This is a genomic window from Sorangium sp. So ce375 (genome assembly GCF_051473855.1).
Lineage (GTDB): Bacteria > Myxococcota_A > Polyangia > Polyangiales > Polyangiaceae > Sorangium.
On the sequence record NZ_CP150335.1, the window covers coordinates 3,338,572 to 3,358,918 of the forward strand.

A 20,347-nucleotide genomic window follows, 5' to 3' on the forward strand; every position below is an offset into this window, starting at 1 on the left:
TCGGGCACCCCTCGGGTGCGTCGCACCGAGAGGAGGGGAGCCGCTTGCCGATGTCGACCAGAACCCGCGCTGTCCGCCGCCGCCCGCTGGCCTGGGCAGGAGGGCTCACCGCCGTGATCGGGCTCGCGCTCGCGTCCGGCGTGGCGCCGTCCTGTGCCGGCGCGGCAGGCCCCGACGCCCCGCGGGGCGGTGGAGGCGAAGACGCCGCCGATTGTCGGACGAGCGACTGCTCCGCGGACCCGAGCGCGCCGCTCTGCGACCTGGAGACGGGCAACTGCGTTGCATGTCTTCCCGGCCCTTTCGCGTGTCCGCCAGGCCATTATTGCGATCCCGAGGCGAAGCGCTGTCTGGCCGGCTGCGAAGCCGAGTCCGACTGCGCAGCTTCGCTCACCTGCGATCCCGCGAAGCACACCTGTGTTGCCTGTATCACCGATGGCGACTGTCCCCTGGGCGCGCTGTGCACCGCAGAGGGCGAGTGCGTTCAGGGCTGCTCGGCGGCGCACCCGTGTCAGGGTGGCGCGGCGTGCTGCGATGGTGTCTGTCGAGACCTCCAGACGGACACGCTGAGCTGCGGCGTGTGCGGTCGCGCCTGCCCGGAGCTCTCGCACGCCGGGATCGCCTGCGTCTCGGGCGCGTGCGCGCTCACGGCCTGCGAGGACGGGTTTCTCGACTGCAACCACGACCCGGCGGACGGGTGCGAGCATGACGAGGCGGAGCGCGGGCCCTGTTCGTGCGCGCCGGGCGCGACGAGGGCGTGTTACGAGGGATCGCCGGGCACCGAGGGGGTCGCTCCCTGCGCCCCCGGGGTCTCCACCTGCAGGCCGAGCGGCCTCTCGTGGGGGCCGTGCCTCGACCAGGTGCTGCCGCAGCTCGACGTGTGCGCCGACGGCATCGACAACGACTGCGACGGCGGCGTCGACAACCCGCCCGATCAGGACGGCGACGGGTGGACGATCTGCGACGGCGACTGCTGCGACGCCCCGTCGGACGGGTGCGGCGCTCCGGCCCTCGTGAACCGCGGCGCGTTCGAGGTGGCGGGCAACCGGCTCGATGACGACTGCGACGGCGCGGTCGACAACACCGCGCCTTGTGACGCCGGGCTCGCGAGCGACTCGGCGACCGCGCTCGATTACGCGAGGGCGATGGACCTCTGCGTCACCACGACGGCGAGCCCGCCGTCGCGCTCGCAGCGCACGTGGGGTGTCCTCTCCGCGAGCTTCCACCGCGCCGACGGCGCCGGCGCGCCGGCGGCGGCGCAGCGGTCGATCCGCCAGGGCTTCGGATCCGGCATCGCGCCGCTCCGGGGCGCGCGGCTCGCGGTGCTCTCGACCGGCGTCGCCGCAGCCCAGGCGGCGCCGAACAACACGAGACCGAGCTTCGCCGCGTTCCAGGGCGGCCAGGACATGGGGACGTCGAGCAGGGTGCCCGCGGACTGGCTCGGCGCGAACGGCGGCGACCTCCCGAACGCGCCCGGGTGCCCGGGTCCACAGGGCGGCGCGACAGCCTACGATCCCGTGATGCTGCGGCTGCGCATCCGCGTGCCGACGAACGCGAGCGCGTTCAGCGTCTCGACGTTCTTCCTCTCGTCCGAGTATCCCGAGTGGGTGTGCAGCCGGTTCAACGACTTCTTTCTGGCGCTCCTCGACTCGACGTTCGAGCCCTTTCCAGGCGACACGCCGAACCCGGCGGACGGGAACCTCGCCTTCTATGATCCTCCGCCCGCCGGGGAGCCGCTCTACCCGCTGGGCACGAACCTCGCGTTCGGCGGCACAGGGCTCTTCACCCAGTGCGTGAACGGGCCGACCGGGTGCGGCGGCGGCGCCACCCCCGGCACGACGACCACCTGCACGGGCATCGCGCAGCTCCGCGGGACGGGGTTCGATGTCACGAGGCCGCTTGCCCAGTTCGACGGCGAGCCCGGCTGGTGCGGCTCGAGCGAGCTCGCGGGCGGCGGGACCGGGTGGCTGGTCATGAACGGCAATGTCACCCCGGGTGAGATCATGGAGCTGCGCTTCGTACTTTGGGATACCGGCGATCCCTGGAACGATTCCGTGGCCCTCCTCGACAACTTCCAGTGGTCGACGTTTGCCTCGACGCCCGGCACGCGCGACTGAAACGCCGCGCAGGGCCGTCTGGCAGGCGGCGCGCCGGGCGAGTGGGCGCCCGACGCCCTGATGGATGTGCCTCGGCGGCGCCCCCGGCGAGGGCGCCGTGAGGCAGCGGCGCTCCGGGGGTGCCGCCCGAGGGAGGGCGCGCGACCGCAGCGGACGGACGGCGACCCGATTACACTGCGCGGCGCACCGAGGACCGCGGCACGCACCCCTCGGCCTCGCGCTCGTCAAGAGCGCTTCCGTTCATCACCCAAGGAGACTGCATGAGGAGAACGATCACGCCGCTCGCGCTGTTGCTCGCGAGCCTGTCTTTCGCCACGCTCGGCTGCGGCAGCAAGGGGAGCGACGCGACGCCCCCGGGGGCGGAGGCCGAGGGCAAGCCGATCGAGAGCGCCGCTCCTGCGGCGACGACGGCTGCGCCGGCGGCGACGGCGGCCGTGCAGGCGGTGGCGACCGCCGAGCCGACGGCCGCGCCGGCGGAGACGGCCGCGGCGACCGCCGAGCCGGCGGAGGCAGCCGCCACGGCGGCGCCGAAGGCGACGGCCGCCGCGGCCGCGGGAACAGCGGCGACCGCCGCTGCGCAGGCCGGCGAGAAGAAGTTCGAGTGCGGCGCGAAGGGCCAGAAGCTCTGCCCGATGCAGGCCTGGATGAAGAGCACGATGGCCTCCGCGACCTCGAGCGGCGACGCGGCGAAGATCGCGGCGGCGCTGCAGTACGTGGCCGGCAAGCCGCCGCCCGGCATGGGCAGCTGGGTGGCGATCACGAAGGCCGGCATCACCAAGGCGAAGGCCGGCGATGTCGACGGCGCGAAGGCGAGCTGCAAGCAGTGCCACGACCTCTACAAGGAGCAGTACAAGAAGACGATGCGCGATCGCCCCTGGTGAGCCGCCCGCCGGCAGCGCGGCGGACCTGCTCCGGCTCGCGCCGCTCGCCGCTGCGTCCCGCGGCTCGCCGCAGCGAAATTCCCGTAACCGAACGACATTTCGCGGGCCCACGGCGCCCTCGCGAGCGCCGCGCGCCACCGCCCGGAGCTCCGCGAGCGACGAGCGCCGCCTCGCGCGCCCGGTCGGCGATCGCTGCTCGGTCGGCGGGCGCGGGACAAACATCTTGGACGGGAAGGGGTGATGCGATACAGCGCTGAGCTGATGGCGCGCGCTGCTCGCACAGGCCCTGGGGGTGCCCATGCGCCGGCCACCTCGTCGTCTTCCACACCCCGCGCGCGGGGGGCCGGTAGAGCGAGCGGGGCAGCGGCTGCTCCGCGCCCGCGCGCCAGCCAGACCGCCGACCCGTTCTCGAGCGGCGCGACGCCGCCCTCGAAGCCGCGCGCGGGCGCGCCGCGGCTCACCGGGGATGCGGCGCTCGACGTCAGGTCGAGCACGGCGGCCCCGCCCGCGCCGAGCGTGCGCCCTCCTGCGGCCTCTCCGCGAGCTGAGGCTGGTCCTCCCGCGGCCGCCTCGAAGCGGCCGCCTCCGCCGGAGGACGACGACGATGACGACGAGGTCAGGGCTGGCGCGCAGCGCGGCCGGCCGCGAGGCCCGTTCACGCAGCACCGGCGGCTCGACTCGCTGCGCAGCCTGCTGCAGAAGCACCCGGCCGGCCTGACGATCTACGATCTCGCGCGCGAGCTCAACGTCACGCCGCGCTCGCTCCGGCGCTACCTTGTCGAGGTCAAGCGCGAGCTCGATCTCGTGTCGGTCGCCACACGCCCCGGGGGCCCTCGACTCTGGCGGCTCTCCCCGAGCGAGGCGCCCCGGCGCGTCGAGGTGCGGCGCACGCAGGCGTACGCCCTGCTCGCCGCGCGCCGGCTGTTCGAGCCGATGCGCGGCTCGACCCTGTTCGAGGAGATCGACCTCGCCGCGCAGCGCCTCCTCGGCGTCGCGCGCAGGCCTGGGCGCGGCCCGAACGCCGGCGTCGCCGACGCGCGGCTCGAGGAGCGCTTCCTCTATCTCCCGTTCGCCCCGAAGGACTACGCCGCGCGCACCGAGGAGCTCGACGACCTGTTCCAGTCCGTCGCCGACCTGCGCCCCCTGCGGTGCCGCTACCGCCGCTCGCGGGACGGGCGCGAGGAGCGGGTGCTCATCCACCCGTACGCGCTCGTCCTCTACAAGGACGCGATCTACTGCGTGGGCCTCCACGTGGGGCGCGGCGAGGTGCGCACGTTCCTGCTCGATCGCATGCGCGACACGGAGTGCGCCGTCACCGAGCGCTTCGAGCTGCCCCCGGATTTCTCCATCGACGACTACTTCCAGGGCCAGTTCGGCATCTGGCGCGGGGGTGAGCCCCGGCGCGTCGTCATCGACTTCGACGAGCGCGTGACCGAGTTCGTGCGGACCCGCAAAGTGCACCCGTCCCAGGAGATCACGCCGCTGTCCGGCGGGGGCGTGCGGCTCACGATGCTCATCGGCGACATGACCGAGCTCGCGACGTGGGTCCTCGGCTTCGGCGAGACCGCGCGCGTGGTCGAGCCGCCCGATCTCGTGGACCGCGTGAAGCGCGAGCTCGCCGGCGCGCTCGCGCGCTACGAGGAGCCGCCGTCGACCGCCGAGGCCTAGAGCGGGGCGCTGATTCGTGCGCTGCGGGCTCAGCCGCAGAGTGAAGCTCGCTGCGGCGTACTTTCGTACGCCTCACTCGCCTGCCTAGCGGCTGAGCCCGTATCCCATGAATCTGCGCCCCGCTCTTGCTCCGCGGTTCAGCGATCCCTTGCGGGATCCACGACACGCGGAGCCAGCCCGCATCAGCGCGAGGCGTGGAGCGCCTCGTCGATCATCTTCTGGTGCTCCGCCGGGTCCGCCCAGCGGGCGCGCCCCTCGGGCGGGAGCTGATCGATCGGATCGAAGTACGTGTACCGCTGCCCCGGCTTGACGCTCGGCGCCTCGAACACCGAGATCCCGGTCGTGCGGTCGTAGTGCTCGAACGAGTGCGCGTCGCGCTTGCCTCCGCCGCCGGGCGCGTCGACGACGAACGTGGGCGTGTTGAACCCGGCGGTCGAGCCGCGCACGTGCTTCTCGATCATGAGCCCGGTCGCCAGCGTGGTCCGGAGGTCCTCCACGCCACGGACGAGGTCGTGGATGTAGACGTAATACGGGTGCACGTGCACGTGCCCCAGGCGCTTCACGAGCAGCTTCATCGTCTCGGGCGCGTCGTTCACCCCGCGCTGCAGCACGGACTGGTTCCTGACCGTGATCCCCCGCTCGAAGAGCTTGTTCATCGCGTCGCGGGTGACGCCCGTGATCTCGTTCGGGTGGTTGAAGTGCGTGTGGATCACGACTTCCTTGTGCAGCTTCCGGCCGAGCTCGACCGTGCGCGTGACCGCGTCGATCCACTCGTCGTCGGTCAGGATCTTCTGCGGCATCACGGCCGGGCCCTTCGTGGCGAGGCGGATGCGCTGGATGTTCGGCATCTTGAGGAGCGTCTCGCCGATCGCGCCGAGCTGCTCCGGCCGCAGGTTGTACGCGTCACCGCCGGAGACGACGATGTCCTCGAGCTCGGGGCGCGACGCGATGTAGGCGTACGCTCGCTTCCAGCGCTCCTCGTCGACCTTGAAGTGGGTCTTCTCGACCTCCTCCGTGTCGATGCCCACCGCGTAGCTGCGCGTGCAGAAGCGGCAGTACACGGGGCACGTGTCGAGCGGGAGGAAGAGCGCCTTGTCGGCGTACCGGTGCGTCAGCCCGGGGACGGGCGCGTCCGCGCGCTCGTGGAGCGAGTCGAGCCCGAGCTTCGGGTGATCCGGCAGGAAGCGCGAGGCCAGCGGGATGAACTGCGTCCGGAGCGGATCGGTGTACGGATCGTTCCAGTCGATCAGCGAGAGCATGTACGGCGAGACCCGGACGCTCATCGGCGCGCGCGCGAAGCCCTCGGTCGCGTCCCGGATGAAGTCGTCCGACACCATCCCGCGCAGCGTGTCGAGCAGCTTGTCGGGGCGGGTGATCGACTTCTTCGCCTGCCACCGGTGGTCCATGAACTGCTCGTCGGTCACGTCGGCGTAGGCCGGGATCCTGCGGAAGTCGGGCAGCTCGAGCAGGTTCGCGTGGTGGAGGGACGCCGGGTCCACCGGCGGCTTGAGGGGCGCGATGTCGTGGCTTCGCTTTGTGAGTTCGATGAGGCTCGAGGTGGTCGTCATGTCGTGGACCCTTGCTCGCGCGGAGCAAAGAGAGCGTCGGGGATGGCCGCGTGCCTGCGCCTGCGCGTCCCGGGGCCTGCCCGGGAGAGGCTGCGGCAGCGGTTCCTGGGAGCGTAGCATCGCGGTCCCCCGGTCGGGGGCGATGTGCGCCTCATGTCGCCGAACGGCGTCCCCGGCTGGCGGGCGGACGGGCGGTCGGCGAACGCGCGAGCGCGCGCGGCGGGCGAGCCGGTCAGGGCTCGATCGAGGCGACCGCGGTGTCCCGCGTGGTGCGGTAGCGCGCGTAGTAGGTCCGAACGCGCGTCACGTAGGCCTGCGTCTCTTCGAAGGGCGGGATGCCGCCGTGCCTCATGACCGCCCCTTCTCCGGCGTTGTAGCCGGCGATGGTGAGATCGAGATCTCCGTTGAAGAGGTTGGCCAGGATGCGCAGGTACCGCGTTCCCCCGAAGATGTTCTCCCTCGCGTCGAACGCGTCGCGCACCTGCATGCGGAGGGCGGTCTCTGGCATCAGCTGCATCAGCCCCTGCGCGCCGACGGGCGAGACGGCCCGCGGGTCGTAGTCGCTCTCGCACTTGATCACCGCGCGGACGAGCTCCTCGGGGATCTGGTAAAGCGCCGCGGCCTGCCGGATCCACGCGTCGTAGCGGCTGAAGCGCTCGACCGATTTGTCGCTCGGCGCGACCGGCGTCACGCCGGGGCGCGCCGACGATCGGCGCCCGTCGCCCTTGATGTACAGCTTGAACCGCGCGTCGCCGGTGGGGCGGTTCGCGAAGTGCACAGTTCCATCCGCGTCGGTGTACGTGAAGATGTCCGCGAGCGCGCTGCCCGGGTGCAGCGCGAGGACGGCGAGCCCGAGCGCGGCGGCGAGGGCGCGCAGGGGCACGCGAACGGAAGGGCCGGAGGTCGACGGGGCAGGCATCTGTCGGCTCAGCATAGGTTGCGATCGTCTGCTCGTGCAAACCGCACCGTGTCGGCGGAAGCCGTGGCGATGGAATCGGAGCAAGCTGAATTGGAGAACAACGCCGCGGGCCCGCGCCGTCATTCCGCGGACGCCTCCGCGGGGCCATCGGCCATCGGCCATCGGCCATCCAGCGCGCCGCGACGCCCCCGTGGAAGCTCGTTCTGGTGAGCACGTCCCGGGCGCTGTAGTAAGGCGGGCGCCATGGAGATCGGCTGGCGGCACGTGCTCGCGGGGGTTGCGGCCCTTTTCATCCTGTTCCTCGTCGTCAAGATGCGCCCTGCCCGGAAGCGCCGGGACGCGCTGAGCGCCGAGGTGCAGGCCGCGCGGGAGCGCGCGCGGCGCGCCGCGACCCCGCGAGAGCGGGCCGAGGCCCTGTGCGACGCTGGAGTACAGGCGATGCACGGCGGCCGCCGCGTCACGGCGGCCGTGGGCTTCTTCGTGCGCGCGATGCGCGCCGACCCCACCTCGGCCCGGGTCATCGAGCTCGCGAGCGGCGCGCTGGCCAAGCGCAGGCCCCGGCTCCTCGAGAAGATCCTGTGGCGGAGGCTCGCGGTGCTCCCCTGGGACGCCGAGCACCGCGACGCGGTCCGCGCGGCCGCCGCCGGGCTCGAGGCGCTCTACCGTCGCGGCATCCGGGACCGGAGCCGGGCGGAGATCATGCGCAAGCTGACCCGGACGCTCGGCTGAGGCGCGGAGGCCGGCGGGCCGACGGTGGAGACGTCACGTCCCCCAGAACGATCGCGGCAGCGCGCCGCGGTTCGACAGCGCGACGAGGTCCATGAGCAGCGCGATCGTGACGTGGACCAGGAAGCCCGAGTAGATGCTCTTCGTGCGCATCGCGAGCGAGCCGAGCGCGATCCCGGCGACCACGGCGCCGGCCGCCTCCAGGTACGGCTTGCCGAAGTGGATCATGCAGTAGGGCACGATCATCGCGAAGATCGCGCCGGAGCCCAGGGTGTGCCGCAGGCCGGAGAGCCAGAAGCCGCGGAAGAAGATCTCCAGCGCGAAGAACTGGGCGAAGTACATCGCCTCCCAGGCGATGAGATCGAACCAGGAGCGGGAGGACTGCTTGTAGAACGGGTAATAGGTCCCGAAATCGGGCGCGCTCGCGACGACGAACACCGCGGGGACCACGACCGCGAGGCAGAGCAGGTAGATCCACGCGTGCTTCGCGAGCCCCCGGACGCGCAGCCCCATGTCGAGCAGGCTGTCCTTCGGGAAGCAGAGCTTCCACCCGACCATCGGGATGGCCACGTAGCCGAAGACGCGGGTGAACGACCACCAGACATAGCCGTAGAGCTCGTCGTAGCGGCGGAGCGAGATGGGCAGCAGCGTCCCGGCCGGCGAGAGCGACTGAGCGAGCTCGATCTCGCGCAGCCACGGCCGGATGTGCTCGTCGTAGACCGCGCGGCCGCCGTAGTACTGCTGCAGCATGAGCACGACGGCGGTGATCGTGAACAGGACGGCGGGACGGCGGTCGTAGCCGCCGGCGGCCAGGGTGCGCCGCTGGTGCTCGTGGGCCTCGACGTCGAGCTCCCGCCAGGTGCGCCGGAAGAAGAGCCAGAGGACGGGCGCGAGCGCGATGTACGCGGCGACCGGGAACAGGGCCTTGAGGAGGGTGCTCGCCACGGCCGACGAGGGCGCTGCGAGCCGGGGGGGCACGTCCGAGAGGGGCTGGAGCGGCCGGAACCGGTCGACGTGCGCCACGAGCCAGCTCCCCAGGTTGAGCATCGGCGCGCCCTGTACCACGATCCGCGACCCAGCACAGCGGCGACGCGCAGCCGACGCGGCACCTCGACCGCCGCGGGCGCGGCCCCTCCCGCGCAGCGCGACCTTGCGGCGACCCGCCCTGCTCTGCTAGATCGCGCCCCCTCTTCAATGCCGCGCGAGTCATCTCGCGCATGTCCGGCGCAGGCCTCGCCTGCCCGTGGGAGATCAGCAATGGCCAGCAAAAATCCGCTTGCGATCGTGAAGGAGCGCTTCGGCGACAAGGCGAAGCTCGTCGAGGCCGTGAAAGGGTTCGGGACCGAGGACCTCTGGCTCGGGCGCGTCAGCTCCGATCGGGGCGGCACGAAGGGCCTGGAGCACGTCTCGAACGCCAAGCTCCTCCGCCTGCACGCGACGTTCAGCGTGGTGAAGGAGAAGTTCGGGACCCGGGCGAAGCTCATCGAGGAGACGTTGACCGTCCTGAACCGGTCGAAGGACCAGGGGTACAAGAAGCGCCTCGAGGCGTACCCCGTCCCGCGCCTCTACGACCTTTACCTGTCGGCCTCGAAGCGGGCGAAGGCAGCCTCGAAGGCCTAGGCCCGAGCGCGCGCTGCTCGGAGCCACCCCCCCACCGCTCCCGACCGGGCTGCCTGCCCTTGAAGGTCCGGCGTTCCTATCGTAATTGAGCCGCGTCGCCAGCGCGCGGCGTCCAGCCGTCCTGCGTCGGACCGACGATCTGACGTCCCCCTGATGAGCCAGAAGCCCCCGCCTGGGGCACTCCCAGAGAAGGTGTGGGTGTCGCCCGCAGCGAGCCCCGCCAAGGAGAACGACTGTGAGCAGCGCGCACGAGACCGAGACCGAGGTCTGGACGACCGAAGACGCCAAGTCGCTGTACATGATCGACCGCTGGGGTCGCGGCTACTTCGATGTGAGCCCGGACGGTAACCTCACCGTCGCGCCGCTCCAGGAGCGCGGCAGCAAGATCGCGATCCGCGACGTCGTCGACGCGGCGCTCGAGCAAGGCCTCCGCACGCCGCTGCTGATCCGCTTTCAGGATCTCCTCCACCACCGGGTGCGGGCGCTCAACGAGGCCTTCAACAAGGCGATCGCCGAGAGCAAGTTCCGCGGGACGTACCGCGGCGTGTTCCCGATCAAGGTGAACCAGCTCCGCGAGGTCGTGGAGGAGATCCTCGACGCAGGAAAGACCTATCACTACGGCGTCGAGGTCGGCTCCAAGCCCGAGGTCTTCGCCGGCCTGTCGGTCCATACCGACCCGGAGTCGCTGATCGTCTGCAACGGCTACAAGGACGAGAACTTCATCCGGACGGCGCTGATCGGGCGCAAGCTCGGCAAGAAGGTGATCCTCATCGCGGAGAAGCTCTCCGAGGTGCGGATGATCACCCGCGTCGCCAAGGAGATGAACGTCGAGCCGATGATCGGGCTCAGGGTGCGGCTGCTCACCGAGGGGGCGGGCAAGTGGAAGACCTCCGGCGGAGAGAACGCGAAGTTCGGGCTCTCCACCGCCGAGATCCTCGCGGCGATCAGGATCATGGAGGAGGCGGGCATGAGCGCCTCGTTCAAGCTCCTCCACTTCCACATCGGCTCGCAGGTGCCGGACATCCTGATCATCAAGCGCGCCGTGCGCGAGGCGACGCGCTACTACGCGAAGCTCCGCAAGATGGGGCAGCGCATCGAGTACATCGACGTCGGCGGCGGGCTTGCCATCGACTACGACGGCTCGCGCTCGACCTTCCACTCCTCGATGAACTACTCGGTCGAGGAGTACGCGCGCGACATCGTGCACAACATCGCCGACATCTGCGACGAGGAGCGGGTGCCTCACCCCAGCATCGTCTCCGAGTCCGGGCGAGCGATCGTCGCGCACCACTCGGTGCTGGTCGTCCAGGCGTTCGGGTCGATCGAGAAGACGCCGATGTCGCCGATCGACATCCAGACCGAGGAGCACAAGCTCATCCAGAACCTCCTCTACATCAAGGACAACATCTCCGGGCCGAACCTCGGCGAGTCGTGGCACGACCTCCTCCAGAACAAGGAGGAGGCGCAGAAGATGTTCGAGCTCGGCCTCCTCAACCTCGACGTGAAAGCCCGGGTCGAGATCCTCTTCTGGGAGATCGCCGAGAGCATGCAGAAGATCGCGTCGGCGCTCGATCCGGAGGAGGTGCCGGACGATCTCGGCGAGCTCCGCAAGCAGCTCGCCGACCAGTACATCTGCAACTTCTCGGTGTTCCAGTCGCTGCTCGATCACTGGGCGCTCGGCGCGCTCTTCCCGATCGTGCCGATCCACCGGCTGAACGAGCGCCCCGCGGCGGACAGCACGCTGGTCGACATCACCTGCGACTCCGACGGCAAGGTGAGCAAGTTCATCGATCTCAACGACGTGAAGGACACGCTCCCGCTGCACCCGATCTCGGGCGACCAGCCGTACTACGTCGGCATCTTCCTGACCGGCGCGTACCAGGACATCATGGGCGACATCCACAACCTCTTCGGCCGGGTCAACGAGGTGCACGTCTTCCTCGATGAGGACGAGGAGAGCGGGTACTACATCGAGGAGACGATCGCCGGGAACAAGATCCACGAGGTGCTGGCGCTGACCCAGTACGACAACCGCGATCTCGTGGGGAAGGTGAAGGCCCAGGTGGACGGCGCGATCAAGCAGGACCTCCTCAAGCCGACGGAGGGCATGCGGCTCCTCGCCGACTACGAGCGGGGGCTCAAGGACCAGACGTACCTGAGCCTCACCTCCACGCCGTGATCTCGGAGGGCACCGCGCCCGCGGTCCGCGCGTCGCTCCCCCGGCGCCGGCCCGGCTGGGTGCGCCAGGCGGCGCTCGTCGCGCGGAAGGATCTCGCGATCGAGCTCGCCACGGGCGAGATCGTCACCACGAGCGGGTTCTTCGCGGTGCTCGTCGCCGTGATCGCTTCGCTCGCGTTCTACGCGGGGCAGGACGCGGCCGAGCGGGTCGCGCCCGGCGTCATCTGGGTGAGCGTGGCGTTCGCGTCGGTGCTCGCGCTGAGCCGCACGTGGCAGCGAGAGCGCGAGGACGGCGCGCTCTCGGGCCTGCTCGTGCTGCCGATCGCGAGGAGCGCGCTCTTCGCCGGCAAGGCGCTCGGGCTCTGCGCGTTCGTGCTCGCGGTCGAGGTGATCATCATCCCGGTCGCGGCGCTCCTCTTCGCGGTGGATCTCGTGAAGACGGGCCCCGGGCTCGCGCTCTTCTGCCTCGCCGCGACGCCGGGCATCGCCGCGAGCGGCACCCTCTTCGGGGCCATGACGGTGCGCACCCGCGCCCGCGATCTCGTGCTGGCGAGCGTGCTCTTCCCGCTGCTCGCGCCGACGCTGCTCGCCGCGGTCGCGGGGACGCGGGAGCTCTTCGGCGGCGCGGCGATCGGCGAGCTCACCGACTACGTGGCGCTCATGGGCGTGTTCGACGTCGTGTTCCTCGCCGGCGGGATCGGCCTCTTCGATCTGATCATCGACGGCTGATCCGCCGCGCGGCGCGCGGTGCGCGGCGCGGCCGCGGGCTCAAGCGGCCGCGCCTCGCGCCGCGAGCACGTCCTCGGCGAGGGTCGCCGCCGCCCGCTCGATCGCGGCGAGGTCGAGCGGGGCGCCGGTGCACTCGCCGATCGCCCACAGGCCGTCGCCGGCTCGGCCGCGCGCGTCGACCTGCACCGCGTACCCCGCGCGCGGGTCGATCTCGACGCGCGCGCCGGCCTGCGCGGCGAGCTCGAACGCGGGCGCGGCCGGCGCGTCCACGGCGACGGCCACGACCCGGAGATCGCTCGTCGGGCTGTCAGGGGCGAACGGCGCGCCGCGCACCGTCACGCTCTTCACCTGCGAGATCCCGTTCACCGCGGCGAGCGCGGCGAGCGGGATCCGGACCGCGAGGCGGTCGCCGAGGGCGCTCGCGAGCTCGTCGGCCCATGGTCCCTCGCCCGCGAGCGCGACGGGGCCGGTCGGCTCGACGCCGCACGCGAGGAGCCGGCAGAGCGCGCGCGCCGAGAAGACCCCGGGCAGATCGTTGTTGGGGAACGCCGCGACGCCGTCGTGCGCTCCGGTGGCGAAGACCTTGGCGGGCGCCCTGATCACGGTCGCGCCCGCGTCGCCGGCGACAAGGAGCTCGCCGAGGTAAACGCCGGCGGCCACGTGCTGGCGGAGCAGGTGGACCCCGTCGAGCGGGTGCCGCGCGACGAGCTCCGCCGCGCGGCGCGGCGCTCCGGCGAGCGACCCGCCGGGGGCGAGCCCGTCGTCGATCAGCGCCACGCGGAGGCCGCGCGCCGAGAGCGCCGACGCGGCCGCCACGCCCGCGGGGCCGCCGCCGATCACGGCCGCGTCCACGTCGAGCCGCGCGGCGCGCTCGGGCGCGAGCGGCTCGCTCGGCAGCCGCCCGAGCCCCGCCAGCTTGCGCGCGATCGACTGCATGACCCCGGACAGGCCGGGGACGCCGGCCATCAGGTGGTGATGGTCGATCCCCTGCGGGAAGAACCAGTCGGTCACCTGGAGCAGGTCGGCCTGCCGCGAGCCCACGACGTTCTGCACCTCGATGCGCTCGCCGCCGGCAGCCGGGCGGAGGCAGGTCATCACGTTGGGCACGCCGTCGACCCGCGCGAGGCACCCATCGCAGCCTCCGCGCAGGCAGCTCGGCGCCCTGGGGCGGTGCAGCTTCGGGCTCCGCGCGAGCGTCACGCGCCCGGAGGCGATCAGCGCCACGGCCAGGGGCTCGCCACGTTCCGCCGGGACGGCCGCTCCGTCGAGGGTGATGGTGACCGGATGCTGGAGCGCGCGACCTCGCCGAAACATGGGCGGACGCTAGCAGACGCGCGCCGCGGCGGCAGAAGGAGGGAGCGGGAGGAAGCCGGAGGAGAAACGCGGGAGCAGGCGGCAGAGCCGGGATGGCCGAGGCGTGCCATCACGAGAACCACGAGAGGAGAGAGGCGCGGGAAGCACGGTAGGCGCGGGAAACGCGGAAGGCACAGGAAGCGCGCAGAGCGGGCGGAGTGGAGAAGGTGTCCTCACCTTCGCGCGGTGATCTATGCTGTGGTCGATGCGCCTCGGCGTCCTCGGCCCTGCACAGGGTGATCTGCCCGCGCTCGCTCGCGGCGCGCAGCACCTGCTCGATGAAGGCCACGCCGAGCGGGTCATCTACGTCGCCGAGGACGACGCCCTCGAGCGGGTCGTCGTGGGCTGGGCGCAGCGCCTGGTCGGCGCGGATCCCACCGAGGGCGCCCTGTTCGAACGGGCCGCGCGGTGCGCGGCCGCGACCCCGGATCAGATCGACGCCTTCGTGGCGTCCGAGCGCGCGCGGCTGCGCCTCAAGGTGCTGATGAGCCTCCCGTCGGGCCGGCGCACCATCGAGATCCTCGACGGGCGCGTCGCGCTCTTCGTGTTCGACAAGGCGGCGCTCGACGAGGAGGACATCGTTGCCGCGTCGCTCCTCGTCTTCGGCAAGAGCCCGGAGCCGCTCATCAAGAAGGTCGGCCAGCGGACGTTCTTCTCTCCCGGGCCGATCGGCTCCGACGGCGGCACCGCGCTCCTCGACGACGGGCAGGGCGGCGTGCGGATCGAGGTGATGAACGCGAGCGGCGCGGTGACCGCGCGCGAGATCGTGGGCCCGTCCGCGGCCGGTCCCAAGCTGAGGGTTCAAGGTGGCTCGCACGGCTGACGCGCACGCCGGCGCCCCGGCCGCGCGCGCGCCCGAGGCGCGCCGCGTCGCCATCTTCGGGGGCAGCTTCAACCCGCCCCACGTCGCGCACGTCCTCGCGGCCACGTACGCGATCTCCGTCGCGCCGATCGACGAGGTGGTCGTCGTCCCCGTCTACCGCCACCCCTTCTCGAAGGAGCTCGTGCCGTTCGAGCATCGCCTGGCCATGTGCCACCTCGCCCTCGGGTGGCTCCCGCGCGTGTCGGTGTCGCCCGTCGAGCGCGATCTCGGCGGCGAGAGCCTCACGCTGCGCACGCTGGAGCACCTCGCCGCCGCGCACCCGGACTGGGCGATGCGCCTGCTCGTGGGCGCCGACGTGCTCCCCGATCTCCCGAGGTGGCACCGCTTCGATCGCATCGAGCAGCTCGCCCCGCCGATCGTCCTCGGCCGCTCCGGCTTCGTCGCGTCCGTCGAGGAGCGCCTCGAGGCAGGGGCGGCCGATCCTCGTCCCCACCTGCGCGCCGCGGACGTGCAGCTCCCTCGGATCTCGAGCAGCGACATCCGCCGGGCGTTCGCGGCGGGCGATCTCGAGGCCGTCCACCAGCGCGTCCCGCGCGCCGTGCTGGACTATGTGCTAGCGCACCACCTTTACGGGAGCGGCTCGTGAGCGAGATGGACAGCACGCGCCCGTCGCCGGTGCACCCGGAGGAAAACGCCCTTCTGGAGGTGTTCATCTATGGCGGCGGCAAGGTGGGCCGCGGGCTCGCGCGCGTCATTCGCGACGCGGGGCTGCAGGTGACCCTCAGGCCCGCGCGGGACGGCCTGCCTTCGCAGCGCATCGAAGCGAACTTCGTGATCCTCGCGGTGCGCGATCGGGACATCGCGCCCTGCGCCGAGGCGCTGCGCGACCGCGCGCTCGTCGGCCACAGGGACGTCGCGGTGGTGCACTGCGCCGGCGCGCTCGGCCCCGAGGCGCTCGCGGCGGTGCGGGGCGGCCGCGTCTCGGTCGCGCAGATGCACCCGATGATCTCGTTCGCCTCGCCCTCGTTCGCGCCCTTCCTCGAGCGCGGCCAGCTCCACGTCGACGGCGATCCCGTCGCCGTGCGCGCCGCGCGCTCGCTCGGGGTGTGCCTCGGCATGACGCCGCGCACGTTCCCCGGCCTCGATCGCGTCGCCTACCACGCAGCGGCGGGCCTCGTCGCCAACGGCGCCGCCGCGCTCGCGGCCGCCGGCGTCGACCTGCTCGAGCGCGCGGGCATCGATCGAAGGACCGCCGCCGAGATGCTCGGCCCGCTGCTCCGCACGGTCGCGGACAACGTCGAGGTCCTCGGCGTGCCCGAGGCGCTGACGGGGCCGGTGCGCCGGGGCGACGCGGCCGGCGTCGCGCGGCACCTCGAGACCCTCCGTCGGCTCGCGCCGCACCTCGTGCCGTTCTACGTCGCCGCCGCGGCGACGCAGCTCCCGCTGGCCCGCGTCCTGGGCGAAGCACCTGCGGATGCGTTCGACGCCATCCAGCAGGTCTTGGACGGAAACAAGCACCAGGACTGAAAATTTATCGTTGTGAGGTAATCACCTCATTAACGGCCGACGGCAGGATCCGTTGATGGGAGGTCCAGCGGAGAGGTACGCTTTTGTTGCCTTGGGATCCGTTGCTGCAGCCTGCGTTCCTTCTGCCACCACGAGCGACTCCGGCGGGTTCCGGGCGCTCGATGAGCGCGTCCTCGATGCCGCGTCGCGTGGGGTGCTCCACGTCCATGGACAGCGGCCGGTCCTGGACGCGGTTTGCTCCCACCTCGCGCGCCGCGCTCGAGGTGTCGGGCGCTCGCTGATCTCGGCCGCGCACGCCGCGGATCGGGATCCCTGGCGCGATCTCGCGCTGCGCTGCGGGGTCACCTCTGCCGAGCCGTCAGCGGCCGCGCAGGGCATCAGCGCCGCCGCGCAGCGCGCGATCCTGCTCGTCACCGAGGGCGAGGCCACCCGCTGGGGGAGCCTGGTGCTGGACGAGGTCGAGCGCCTCATCGCGGAGGGCTCGTGCTCCGCGCTGGTCATCGTGTGCAGCGACGCCGCGATACGGCCGTGGACGAGCGCGCTCACGATCGACGGCATCGCGTCGCCGGACGATCTGCACCGGTTCTGGGAGGCGTTCGCGGCGGACGCGGAGCGCCGGGTCGTCGCGAAGATGGATCGGCTCGACGCGCTGGAGGGCTGGTGCGCCGCCGTGCTGGCCGCGCCGCCCGAGCAGCGCCCCGCGCGGCGGCCGCCGAGCCGCGAGGCCGCGCGCCTGCTCGATCGGCTCGCGCTGAGCCAGCGGCCCTGGCCGTGCGCGCAGCTCGCCCTGCTCGCGGCGCGACGCGCGGAGCCGGGGGCGGGGGACGCGGCGCGCCAGGGCGCCGCCCAGGAGCTCACCGCCCTCGGCCTGATCGAGGCCGACGATCGCGGGTGGGTCGCGGCGCGGCGCGCGATCATCGATCCGGCCGGCGTCGACCCCGAGGATGTGCTCGCGGTGGCGGAGGCGCTCGAGGCGCTGTCGTCCGATCCATGGAGCCTCTCTCGCGCGGGCGAGCTCTTCGCCTCGCTGGGTCAGGACGATCGCGCCGAGGCCGCGGCGATGCTGGCGATCTCCTCGGTCGGCGAGCCGTCGGCGCGCGCCGACTTCTGGCAGCGCTGGTCCCGGACGATGCGGGCGCTCTCCGGCGAGCGCGGCGCCTCGGGCGAGCGGCTGCTCCGCGCCGCGGAGCTCGCGCTCCGGCTCGGCGACATCGAGTTCGCCATCGACTTCTCCTCCGCGGCGCAGCGCGAGCGGGAGTCGTTCGCCGCGCTGCTCGTGCGCGGCCGCGCGACGAGCGCGCGCGGCGACCTGACGACCGCCGCGATCGTGCTCTCGCGGGCGCTCTCGCTCGCGGCCACGCCCGAGGAGCGGGCGCGCGGCGCCGTGGAGATGGCGGAGCTCTGCTGCAAGACGGGCGATCTCGCCGGGGCGAAGGCGCGCGCAGAGGAGGGGCTCGCCGGCGCGGGGGAGATCGCGACGCGCCTTCAGGCGCGCAACGTCCTCGGCAAGCTCCTCCTCGCGCAGCAGGCCTGGGCCGGGGCGGAGCTGCACTTCGCGGCCGACGCGTGGGAGGCGGCGTGCGCGGGCGAGCACGTGAGCGAGCTGCGCGCCCGGCTGAACCGCGCCATCGCGCTGCTCTCCAGCGGCCGCCTCGACGAGGCCCGCTCGATGCTCGCCGAGGTGCTCGAGGAAGGCGAGCGGCGCGGCGAGCGCGCGGCGACCGGCTACGCCCTCACGAACCTCGCCGTCATCGCCCACCTGAAGCACGAGTATCCGGAGGCCTTGCGCCTCTTCGAGCGCGCGATCGAGATCTTCCGGAGGATCGGCGACAAGGTCGCCCTCGTGAACCTCATCACGAACCTCGCGGAGATCCGGCTCCAGCTCGGGCTGATCGAGGAGGCCGAGCAGGCGCTCGCGTTCGCGCGGAAGGTCTGCGGCCATGTCGTCCCTGGCGTGCGGATCACGCACGTCGCCTACGTCGCGGCGCAGATCCACTTCGAGTCCCGCCGCACCGTGGACGCCTGGTCCGAGCTCACGGCCGCCTTCGCCTGCGGCGCCGGCTCGAAGCTCGGCGAGTGCTACGCGATCGCCGCGCGCGTCGCGCTCCACGACGGCGACCTCCTGCAGGCCGGTCAGATGATCCAGCGGGCGCGCGCCGAGGCGACCTCCGACCGCCACCGCGCCGAGATCGCGCTCCTCGAGGCGCTGTGCGCCCGCGCCGCCGGGGCGCCGTTCGGGCAGATCGCCGCGGAGGCGCTCGCGCTGTCGCGCCAGGCCCACAGCCACGAGTGCGCGCTGGAGGCGCACGTCTTGCTCCACCATGCGTCGTCCTCCGGGGACCGCGCGTCGCGCGTCACGGAGGACGAGCCCGCGGCGGCGCGCTCGCACCTCGAGGCGGCGATCGATCTCCGCGATCGCATCGCCGAGTCGCTGCCGCCCGAGATCGCGCGCAAGTTCCTCGCGCGCCGGAGCTTCGCCGAGCTCGCCCGTCTGGAGGCGTGCGCGCGCAGCGCCGCCGAGGCGGAGCCGAGGGGCTGTGAGCTCTGCGGCTCCAGCGCGTGCGCCGGGTGCGCCAGGGGAGCGGCCCGCGCCCCGCGGCCGTCGAGCGTCGTCCCCGCGATCAAGCGGATGGTCGGGACGACGCCCGCGCTGCTCAGCCTCATCCACCAGATCGAGAGGGTCGGCGCGAGCGACGCGACCGTGCTGATCCACGGCGAGAGCGGCACCGGGAAGGAGCTCGTCGCGGAGGCGATCCATGAGGTGAGCGCGCGGCGGGCGGGCCCGCTGATCAAGGTCAACTGCGCCGCCCTGGTCGAGACGCTGCTGCTGTCGGAGCTGTTCGGCCACGAGAAGGGGTCGTTCACCGGCGCGGCGTCGCGCCGTCGCGGGCGCTTCGAGCTCGCCGAGGGGGGGACGCTCTTCCTCGACGAGATCGGGGACATCTCGCCGCGCACGCAGGTCGCGCTGCTCCGTGTCCTGCAGGACAAGACCTTCGAGCGGGTCGGCGGTGTCACGCCGCTGCGCGCCAACGTGCGGATCCTCTGCGCGACCCACCGCGACCTGCGTGCGATGGTTGCCCGGGGCGAGTTCCGGGAAGATCTCTATTACCGGCTCCGTCAGGTCGTCCTGGAGGTCCCCGCGCTTCGCCATCGGCCGCGAGATCTGCCCGCGATCGCGAACGCCATCCTCGCGAGGATCGGCGGCGAGCGCGGCGCGGCGCCGAAGCGACTCTCCAGCCGGGCCATCGAGGCGCTCTCGCGGCACGCCTGGCCGGGGAACGTGCGCGAGCTCGAGAACGCCCTGCGCGCCGCGGCGATCTTCGCGGACAGCGAGGTGATCGATCTCGAGGATTTCACGACGAACGTCGAGGGGCTGCGGGAGCTCGACGCCGCGGAGCTGGCGGGCAGCGCTCCGATCACGCCGAGGGCTGGCATGCAGCCTGCTTTCGAAGTGCCCAGAGAAGTGCCCAGAGAAGCGCCCAGAGAGTCTTCAAGAGAAGCGGCCAGTGGGCCGCGCCCGTCGGCGTCCGAGCAGGCGGGGCCGGTGTCACAGCCGCCGTCGATGCCTGCGGATCGCACGCCGCTGGAACTCGCGTACGCCCATGTCCGCGGAGGGGTCAGCCTCAGCGACATGAAGCGCGAGCTCGAGCGCGAGTGCATTGCTAGGGCCCTCGACGAAAGTCGTGGGAACATCACACGCGCCGCCGTGCTCCTGGGCATGAAGCGGCCGCGGCTTTCCCAGCTTGTCAAGCAGTATGGCTTTGGCGGGACTTCGGAGGATTGAAGTGATGCGAGGTTGCTGGAGCAGTTGGCTGTCGGGGGGCTTCGCGGCACCTCTGCTGCTGGCGGGGTGCGCGTTTGCGCCTGCGGAGCGCGACGAGCAGAGCGTCGAAGCGTGGAGCGATCTCGATCCGATGATCTCCGAAGAGGCGTCCGGATCGAGCGATGGCACGGACGGCGACGTCGTCGTACTCGTCACCGATTTCGCTGCGCCTGCCTCGCTCCAGCCGCGCGACGTCGCGCCGCCGTCCGGCGGCGACGGCGCGCCCACGACGATCGAGGTGCGGTCGCAGGAGCGCTGCAACCCCGACCCGCTCCCGTGGAGCCCCGGCAGCGCGGACAGACGCGACCAGGTCCCCTCCGAGAGCGACGGGACGCGCTGAGTCGCGCGCCCGAGCGGCCTGAGCGCGCCAGCGCCCCGTCGCCCGGCGGCGCGGCTCTCTGGCGCGTTTTGCGGTCGC

The 20,347-nt window shown here is 72.2% G+C and carries 16 protein-coding genes; 12 read left to right on the forward strand and 4 right to left on the reverse strand.

Translation table 11 applies throughout. The annotated features are described in order from the left end of the window. Positions 1-50 precede the first annotated feature (50 nt). From WME90_RS12665 to WME90_RS12675, 3 genes are all read left to right on the forward strand, one after another. Positions 51-2,114: a MopE-related protein gene (locus WME90_RS12665; protein ID WP_437281361.1), complete on the forward strand. Its 2,064-nt coding sequence runs from the start codon at positions 51-53 to the stop codon at positions 2,112-2,114. Positions 2,115-2,374: 260 nt separating this feature from the next. Beyond that, positions 2,375-2,995 carry a hypothetical protein gene (locus WME90_RS12670; protein WP_437281362.1) on the forward strand — a complete coding sequence of 207 codons (621 nt, stop codon included), beginning with the start codon at positions 2,375-2,377 and terminating at the stop codon, positions 2,993-2,995. A 240-nt stretch (positions 2,996-3,235) separates the two neighbouring features. After that, the gene (locus WME90_RS12675; RefSeq protein ID WP_437281363.1) at positions 3,236-4,663 is read left to right on the forward strand and encodes a WYL domain-containing protein; all 1,428 of its coding nucleotides are present in this window, start codon (positions 3,236-3,238) and stop codon (positions 4,661-4,663) included. Between the two features lie 182 nt (positions 4,664-4,845). Here the strand turns inward: WME90_RS12675 and WME90_RS12680 are convergent, their stop codons facing one another. Both WME90_RS12680 and WME90_RS12685 read right to left on the reverse strand, forming a co-directional pair. After that, positions 4,846-6,231 (reverse strand): KamA family radical SAM protein, encoded by a 1,386-nt coding sequence (locus WME90_RS12680; protein ID WP_437281364.1) that lies wholly within the window; start codon positions 6,229-6,231, stop codon positions 4,846-4,848. Between the two features lie 232 nt (positions 6,232-6,463). Next, positions 6,464-7,165, reverse strand: a complete 702-nt coding sequence (locus WME90_RS12685) for a transglycosylase SLT domain-containing protein (RefSeq protein ID WP_437281365.1) — start codon at positions 7,163-7,165, stop codon at positions 6,464-6,466. 228 nt (positions 7,166-7,393) lie between these two features. On the opposite strand from WME90_RS12685, the gene WME90_RS12690 reads away from it, so the two are divergent. Then, the gene (locus WME90_RS12690) at positions 7,394-7,879 is read left to right on the forward strand and encodes a hypothetical protein (protein WP_437281366.1); all 486 of its coding nucleotides are present in this window, start codon (positions 7,394-7,396) and stop codon (positions 7,877-7,879) included. Positions 7,880-7,912: 33 nt separating this feature from the next. Here the strand turns inward: WME90_RS12690 and WME90_RS12695 are convergent, their stop codons facing one another. Further along, the gene (locus tag WME90_RS12695) at positions 7,913-8,923 is read right to left on the reverse strand and encodes a CPBP family glutamic-type intramembrane protease (RefSeq protein ID WP_437281367.1); all 1,011 of its coding nucleotides are present in this window, start codon (positions 8,921-8,923) and stop codon (positions 7,913-7,915) included. A gap of 210 nt (positions 8,924-9,133) precedes the next feature. Between WME90_RS12695 and WME90_RS12700 the strand changes: the two genes are divergently transcribed. From WME90_RS12700 to WME90_RS12710, 3 genes are all read left to right on the forward strand, one after another. Continuing rightward, complete coding sequence (locus WME90_RS12700; protein WP_437281368.1) at positions 9,134-9,496, forward strand: hypothetical protein; 363 nt, start codon at positions 9,134-9,136, stop codon at positions 9,494-9,496. A gap of 235 nt (positions 9,497-9,731) precedes the next feature. Then, positions 9,732-11,675, forward strand: coding sequence for a biosynthetic arginine decarboxylase (speA, locus tag WME90_RS12705; protein ID WP_437281369.1), 1,944 nt, complete (start codon positions 9,732-9,734; stop codon positions 11,673-11,675). Further along, entirely contained in the window at positions 11,672-12,403 is a 732-nt protein-coding gene (locus WME90_RS12710) for a heme exporter protein CcmB (protein WP_437281370.1), read from the forward strand. The genes speA and WME90_RS12710 overlap by 4 nt, the downstream gene beginning before the upstream one ends. Before the next feature lie 39 nt (positions 12,404-12,442). On the opposite strand, the gene WME90_RS12715 is transcribed toward WME90_RS12710, so the two are convergent. Next, positions 12,443-13,717 (reverse strand): (2Fe-2S)-binding protein, encoded by a 1,275-nt coding sequence (locus WME90_RS12715; protein WP_437281371.1) that lies wholly within the window; start codon positions 13,715-13,717, stop codon positions 12,443-12,445. A gap of 244 nt (positions 13,718-13,961) precedes the next feature. Here WME90_RS12715 and WME90_RS12720 point away from each other — a divergent pair, with 244 nt between their 5' ends. From WME90_RS12720 to WME90_RS12740, 5 genes are all read left to right on the forward strand, one after another. Continuing rightward, positions 13,962-14,579 carry a hypothetical protein gene (locus tag WME90_RS12720; RefSeq protein ID WP_437281372.1) on the forward strand — a complete coding sequence of 206 codons (618 nt, stop codon included), beginning with the start codon at positions 13,962-13,964 and terminating at the stop codon, positions 14,577-14,579. Further along, positions 14,563-15,225 carry a nicotinate (nicotinamide) nucleotide adenylyltransferase gene (gene nadD, locus WME90_RS12725; protein ID WP_437281373.1) on the forward strand — a complete coding sequence of 221 codons (663 nt, stop codon included), beginning with the start codon at positions 14,563-14,565 and terminating at the stop codon, positions 15,223-15,225. Before WME90_RS12720 ends, nadD begins: the two co-directional genes overlap by 17 nt. 5 nt (positions 15,226-15,230) lie before the next feature. Then, positions 15,231-16,106: a DUF2520 domain-containing protein gene (locus WME90_RS12730; protein ID WP_437283601.1), complete on the forward strand. Its 876-nt coding sequence runs from the start codon at positions 15,231-15,233 to the stop codon at positions 16,104-16,106. A 91-nt stretch (positions 16,107-16,197) separates the two neighbouring features. Next, positions 16,198-19,890: a sigma 54-interacting transcriptional regulator gene (locus tag WME90_RS12735; protein ID WP_437281374.1), complete on the forward strand. Its 3,693-nt coding sequence runs from the start codon at positions 16,198-16,200 to the stop codon at positions 19,888-19,890. 4 nt (positions 19,891-19,894) lie between these two features. Continuing rightward, entirely contained in the window at positions 19,895-20,269 is a 375-nt protein-coding gene (locus WME90_RS12740) for a hypothetical protein (RefSeq protein ID WP_437281375.1), read from the forward strand. The last annotated feature ends 78 nt before the right edge of the window (positions 20,270-20,347 follow it).

Excerpts from the sequence above, each read along its gene's own strand:
- WME90_RS12675 (WP_437281363.1), top strand. The coding sequence starts at position 3,236 with ATGCGATACAGCGCTGAGCTGATGGCGCGCGCTGCTCGCACAGGCCCT.
- WME90_RS12720 (WP_437281372.1), top strand. The coding sequence starts at position 13,962 with ATGCGCCTCGGCGTCCTCGGCCCTGCACAGGGTGATCTGCCCGCGCTC.
- WME90_RS12740 (WP_437281375.1), top strand. The coding sequence starts at position 19,895 with ATGCGAGGTTGCTGGAGCAGTTGGCTGTCGGGGGGCTTCGCGGCACCT.
- WME90_RS12690 (WP_437281366.1), top strand. The coding sequence starts at position 7,394 with ATGGAGATCGGCTGGCGGCACGTGCTCGCGGGGGTTGCGGCCCTTTTC.
- WME90_RS12730 (WP_437283601.1), top strand. The coding sequence starts at position 15,231 with ATGGACAGCACGCGCCCGTCGCCGGTGCACCCGGAGGAAAACGCCCTT.
- WME90_RS12680 (WP_437281364.1), bottom strand. The coding sequence starts at position 6,231 with ATGACGACCACCTCGAGCCTCATCGAACTCACAAAGCGAAGCCACGAC.
- WME90_RS12695 (WP_437281367.1), bottom strand. The coding sequence starts at position 8,923 with ATGCTCAACCTGGGGAGCTGGCTCGTGGCGCACGTCGACCGGTTCCGG.
- WME90_RS12670 (WP_437281362.1), top strand. The coding sequence starts at position 2,375 with ATGAGGAGAACGATCACGCCGCTCGCGCTGTTGCTCGCGAGCCTGTCT.
- WME90_RS12700 (WP_437281368.1), top strand. The coding sequence starts at position 9,134 with ATGGCCAGCAAAAATCCGCTTGCGATCGTGAAGGAGCGCTTCGGCGAC.
- WME90_RS12665 (WP_437281361.1), top strand. The coding sequence starts at position 51 with ATGTCGACCAGAACCCGCGCTGTCCGCCGCCGCCCGCTGGCCTGGGCA.
- WME90_RS12715 (WP_437281371.1), bottom strand. The coding sequence starts at position 13,717 with ATGTTTCGGCGAGGTCGCGCGCTCCAGCATCCGGTCACCATCACCCTC.
- WME90_RS12685 (WP_437281365.1), bottom strand. The coding sequence starts at position 7,165 with ATGCTGAGCCGACAGATGCCTGCCCCGTCGACCTCCGGCCCTTCCGTT.